Source organism: Streptomyces sp. NPDC029216 (assembly GCF_040648015.1).
Taxonomy (GTDB): Bacteria; Actinomycetota; Actinomycetes; order Streptomycetales; family Streptomycetaceae; genus Streptomyces.
Genome location: NZ_JBEZWL010000275.1, coordinates 1 through 4116 on the forward strand (window position 1 = coordinate 1; position 4116 = coordinate 4116).

Consider the following 4116-nt stretch of genomic DNA (forward strand, 5'->3'; position numbering starts at 1 on the left):
AGGGGGGACCCTGTGGGAGAGTAGGACGCCGCCGAACAATCATTGTGGGAAAGCCCCGCACCTTCTGGTGCGGGGCTTTTCTGCGTTTACGGCCAGATACGGCCCTGCCGCTTCACCAGTCGGCGGGGTAGCTCTTCAGGCTGCTCGTATCGAGCGTCCAGCGGCCGGCCGTCACCGTGTCGCCGAAAGCGTAGGGGACCTTCTTGCGGTAGCGGACGCCGTCGGGTCCTTCCGAAGGGTCGCTGTGCACCGTCACGGACTTCTTTTCCTTGCGGGGGTCCACGACGACGTACAGCGGGATCCCCATCCTCGGGTAGTCGTGCAGCTTGTCGCGGATGTCGGTGAGGGAATTCGTGCGGGAGACGACTTCCACCACCATCAGCACGTCACGTGAGTTGACGGCCTTCGCCGTGTCATCGGTGTCCTCGGCCGAGCCCGTGCGGAGCTGTTGGGTTCATCATCGTGAGGAAGATCTGACCGTCGGTGGTCTGAACCTTCCACTGATCTTCGTGGTGCTCAGCCAGCTCCGCGAGCTGCTCCGCGAAGTCGTGCATGCGGCGCATCTGCTCGGGGGTGAAGTCGGCCATGTGCCCTCCTGGTGGGTGCCGTTTCAGCGTATCCAGTCGGCACCCCCTAGAGCCGGCCCGCCGCTTTCAGGGCCAGGTAGGTGTCCGCGAGGGTGGGGGCCAGGGTGTCCGGGGTGGCGTCTACGACGTGGACGCCGTGGCGGGAGAGCTGGTCTGCCGTGCGACGGCGCTGGGACTGGGTCTGGGTGGCCGCGGCCGCCTCGTAGACCGCGTCCACCGAGCCCCGGGAGGCGGCCATCGACGCGATGTGCGGGTCGGCCACCGAGGCCAGGATCACCGTGTGGCGCTGGGTGAGGCGGGGGAGGAGGGGGAGCAGGCCCTCTTCGACGGGGGCCGTGTCCAGGCTCGTCAGCAGGACCACCAGGGAGCGGCGCGGGGCGCTGCGGAGGATGGTGGAGACCAGGGTGCGGGAGTCCGTCTCGACGAGTTCCGGTTCGAGGCCGGCCATCGTGTTCACGAAGGCCGGCAGGACGTCCGCGGCCGCGCGGCCCTGGACCAGGGCCCGGGTGCGGCGGTCGTGGGCCAGGAGGTCCACGCGGTCGCCGGCGCGGGTGGCGAGGGCCGCGAGGAGCAGGGCCGCGTCCATGGCGGAGTCCAGGCGGGGGGCGTCGCCGACGCGGCCGGCGGAGGTGCGGCCCGTGTCGAGGCAGATCAGGATGTGCCGGTCGCGTTCCGGGCGCCAGGTGCGGACGGCGACCTTGTGCTGCCGGGCGGTGGCACGCCAGTCGATGGAGCGGGTGTCGTCGCCGGGGACGTAGTCGCGCAGGCTGTCGAACTCGGTTCCCTCACCGCGCGTCAGGACGCTGGTGCGGCCGTCCAGTTCGCGCAGGCGCGCGAGGCGGGACGGGAGGTGCTTGCGGCTGGTGAAGGGCGGCAGGACGCGGACCGTCCAGGGGACGGTGTGCGAGCCCTGGCGGGCGAGGAGGCCCAGGGGCCCGTACGAGCGGATGGTGACGCGGGCCGCCTGGCGGTCGCCGCGCCGGGTGGGGCGCAGGCGGGTGGTGAGGCGGCGGCGTTCCCCGGCCGGGACGGGGACCTCGTGGCGGGAGGCGGCCGTTTCGGTGCCGGCCGTCCAGCTGCTGGGGGGCCAGGCGTCGCGGACGCGGGCGCGCAGGCGGCGGGTCCCGGGGTTGGTGAGGGTGAGGTGGACGTCGGCGGTCTCGCCGAGGCGGACCGAGGTGTCGCCCGAGCGGGTGAGCCGCAGGGTGCGGACGGGGGCCGCGAGGGCGTAGTCGACGGCGCAGGCCAGGCCGATGGTGCCGTTGACGGCGAGGAGGCCCGTCCAGCTCGGTTCGAGGAGGCCGACGGGCAGGCTGCCGAGGGCCGCCAGGAGGGCGGCGCGTCCGGTGAGGGCCATCAGCGGGGGACGGGGACGTGGGTGAGGATCGCCGAGATGACGGAGTCGGCGGTGACGCCTTCCATCTCGGCCTCCGGGCGGAGCTGGACGCGGTGGCGCAGGGTCGGCAGGGCGAGGGCCTTCACGTCGTCGGGGGTGACGTAGTCGCGGCCGGTGAGCCAGGCCCAGGCGCGGGAGGTGGCCAGCAGGGCGGTCGCGCCGCGCGGGGAGACGCCCAGGGTCAGGGACGGCGATTCGCGGGTGGCGCGGCAGATGTCGACGACGTAGCCGGTGATCTCGGGGGAGACGGCGACGTGGGTGACCGCCTCGCGGGCCGCTTCGAGTTCCTTCGGCCCGGCGACCGGGCGGATGCCGGCGGCGTGCAGGTCGCGGGGGTTGAAGCCGGCGGCGTGCCGGGTGAGGACGCCGATCTCGTCCTCGCGGGAGGGGAGGGGGACGGTGAGCTTGAGGAGGAAGCGGTCCAGCTGGGCTTCGGGGAGCGGGTACGTGCCCTCGTACTCGACCGGGTTCATGGTGGCGGCGACGAGGAAGGGCTCGGGGAGCTTGCGGGGGGTGCCGTCGACGGTGACCTGGCGCTCCTCCATGGCCTCCAGGAGGGAGGACTGCGTCTTGGGGGGCGTGCGGTTGATCTCGTCGGCGAGGAGGAGGTTGGTGAAGACGGGGCCGTCCTGGAAGGAGAACTCGGCGGTGCGGGCGTCGTAGACCAGAGAGCCCGTCACATCACTGGGCATCAGGTCGGGGGTGAACTGGACGCGCTTGGTGTCGAGTTCGAGGGAGGCGGCGAGGGCGCGGACGAGGAGGGTCTTGGCGACGCCGGGGACGCCTTCGAGCAGGACGTGGCCGCGGCACAGGAGTGCGACGACGAGACCGGTGACGGCGGAGTCCTGGCCGACCACGGCCTTTCCGATCTCGGTGCGGAGCGCTTCCAGCGAGGAGCGGGCGCTGTCCGTGGTGGCCGTCATGAGGTGCGGACCTCTCTTTCGAGGGCGTCGAGGTGGTCGGCGAGCGCGACGAGTGCCGCGTCGTCGGCGGGAGTGGGGCCGAAGAGGAGGGTGGTGACGTCGCGTCCGGCGTCGGGTTCCGGCAGGCGGGCGGAGACGGCGGCGGTCAGCGCGGCCGGGTCGTGGGCCTGGGAGGGGGGTACGCCGACCAGTGCGGCGAGGCGTTCACGGGCGGCGGCGCGCAGGACGGTGGCGGCGCGGTCGCGGGCGGAGGCCTTGCGGTAGAGGCGGGCGCGGCCTTCGGTGGTCTCGGAGGCGCGGATGGCGACGGGCAGGTTCTCGGTGACGAGCGGGCCGAGGCGGCGGGCCCGCCACAGGGCGGCGAGGGCGGCGGCCGCGAAGAGCTGGAGCAGGGCCCAGTACCAGCCGGAGGGGACGAGGTCGAGGAGGGTCTTGTCCTCGGCGGGGCCGTCGGCGGGCATGTCGGCGAGGGTGGGCAGGTACCAGACGAGTTCGGGGCGTGAGCCGAGGAGTTGGAGGGCGAGGGAGGCGTTGCCCTCCTCGGTGAGGCGCCGGTTGAGCAGGATGCGTTCGGAGCCGAGGAGGACGGTGTCGCCGCCCTTGGTGGTGCTGGGCAGGACGAGGACGGTGGGGTGGCCGTCGCTGGGGTAGCAGCCGGCGGCGCCGGGCAGGTCGGTGGTGTAGCGGAAGCCGTCGCCGGTGCCGGCGCGGCCGGCGGTGGTGGCGGTGGGCAGGGGGCAGCCGGGGTCGAGGTCGCGCTGGTGGGCGAAGCCCTTGGTGCGGGCGGCGGGGGCCAGTTCGGCGAGGCCGGTGCTGCCGGGGGCGACGAGGACGGTGCGGCCGCCGGAGAGGTCGATGGCGGAGCGGATGGCGCGGCGCTGGGGTGCGCCGAGGAGGTCGGGGTCGGCGACGAGGAGGGTGGTGCGGGGGCCGGCCGCGGCGGCGGCCTCGTCGGCGTTGGTGACGACGCGGGTGCGGACGCCGCGCTCCTTGAGGAGCTGGGCGAGGGCGCGGCTGCCGTCGCGGTCGGCGGAGCGGGGGTCGAGGCGGCCGTGGTGGTCGCCGGTCTGGAGCCCGGCGAGGGCGACGGCGGCGGCGAGGAGGACCCCGAGCGCGAGCAGCAGCCCGCGGGCGCGCCGCCACAGCTGGGCGGGGGTGAGGGCGGTGGACGTGCCCTTGCCCTGGCCGGGCTGGGGGGTGCGGTCCTGGG

General features: G+C 74.0%; 5 protein-coding genes. All 5 read right to left on the minus strand.

Annotated features, from left to right (window positions below):
- Window positions 1–112 precede the first annotated feature (112 nt).
- The 5 genes from AB0F18_RS38750 to AB0F18_RS38770 are packed head-to-tail and all read right to left on the minus strand — an operon-like array spanning window position 113 to window position 4051.
- On the minus strand, window positions 113–385 hold the full coding sequence (locus AB0F18_RS38750) for a Uma2 family endonuclease (RefSeq protein ID WP_362070120.1): 273 nt from the start codon (window positions 383–385) through the stop codon (window positions 113–115).
- 28 nt (window positions 386–413) lie between these two features.
- Window positions 414–587, minus strand: coding sequence for a hypothetical protein (locus tag AB0F18_RS38755; protein ID WP_362070123.1), 174 nt, complete (start codon window positions 585–587; stop codon window positions 414–416).
- Between the two features lie 46 nt (window positions 588–633).
- Window positions 634–1944 carry a DUF58 domain-containing protein gene (locus AB0F18_RS38760; RefSeq protein WP_362070126.1) on the minus strand — a complete coding sequence of 437 codons (1311 nt, stop codon included), beginning with the start codon at window positions 1942–1944 and terminating at the stop codon, window positions 634–636.
- A complete protein-coding gene (locus AB0F18_RS38765; RefSeq protein WP_362070129.1) occupies window positions 1944–2906 on the minus strand; it encodes a MoxR family ATPase in 963 nt (320 codons plus the stop codon). Before AB0F18_RS38765 ends, AB0F18_RS38760 begins: the two co-directional genes overlap by 1 nt.
- On the minus strand, window positions 2903–4051 hold the full coding sequence (locus tag AB0F18_RS38770) for a DUF4350 domain-containing protein (protein ID WP_362070131.1): 1149 nt from the start codon (window positions 4049–4051) through the stop codon (window positions 2903–2905). The genes AB0F18_RS38765 and AB0F18_RS38770 overlap by 4 nt, the downstream gene beginning before the upstream one ends.
- Between the last annotated feature and the right edge of the window lie 65 nt (window positions 4052–4116).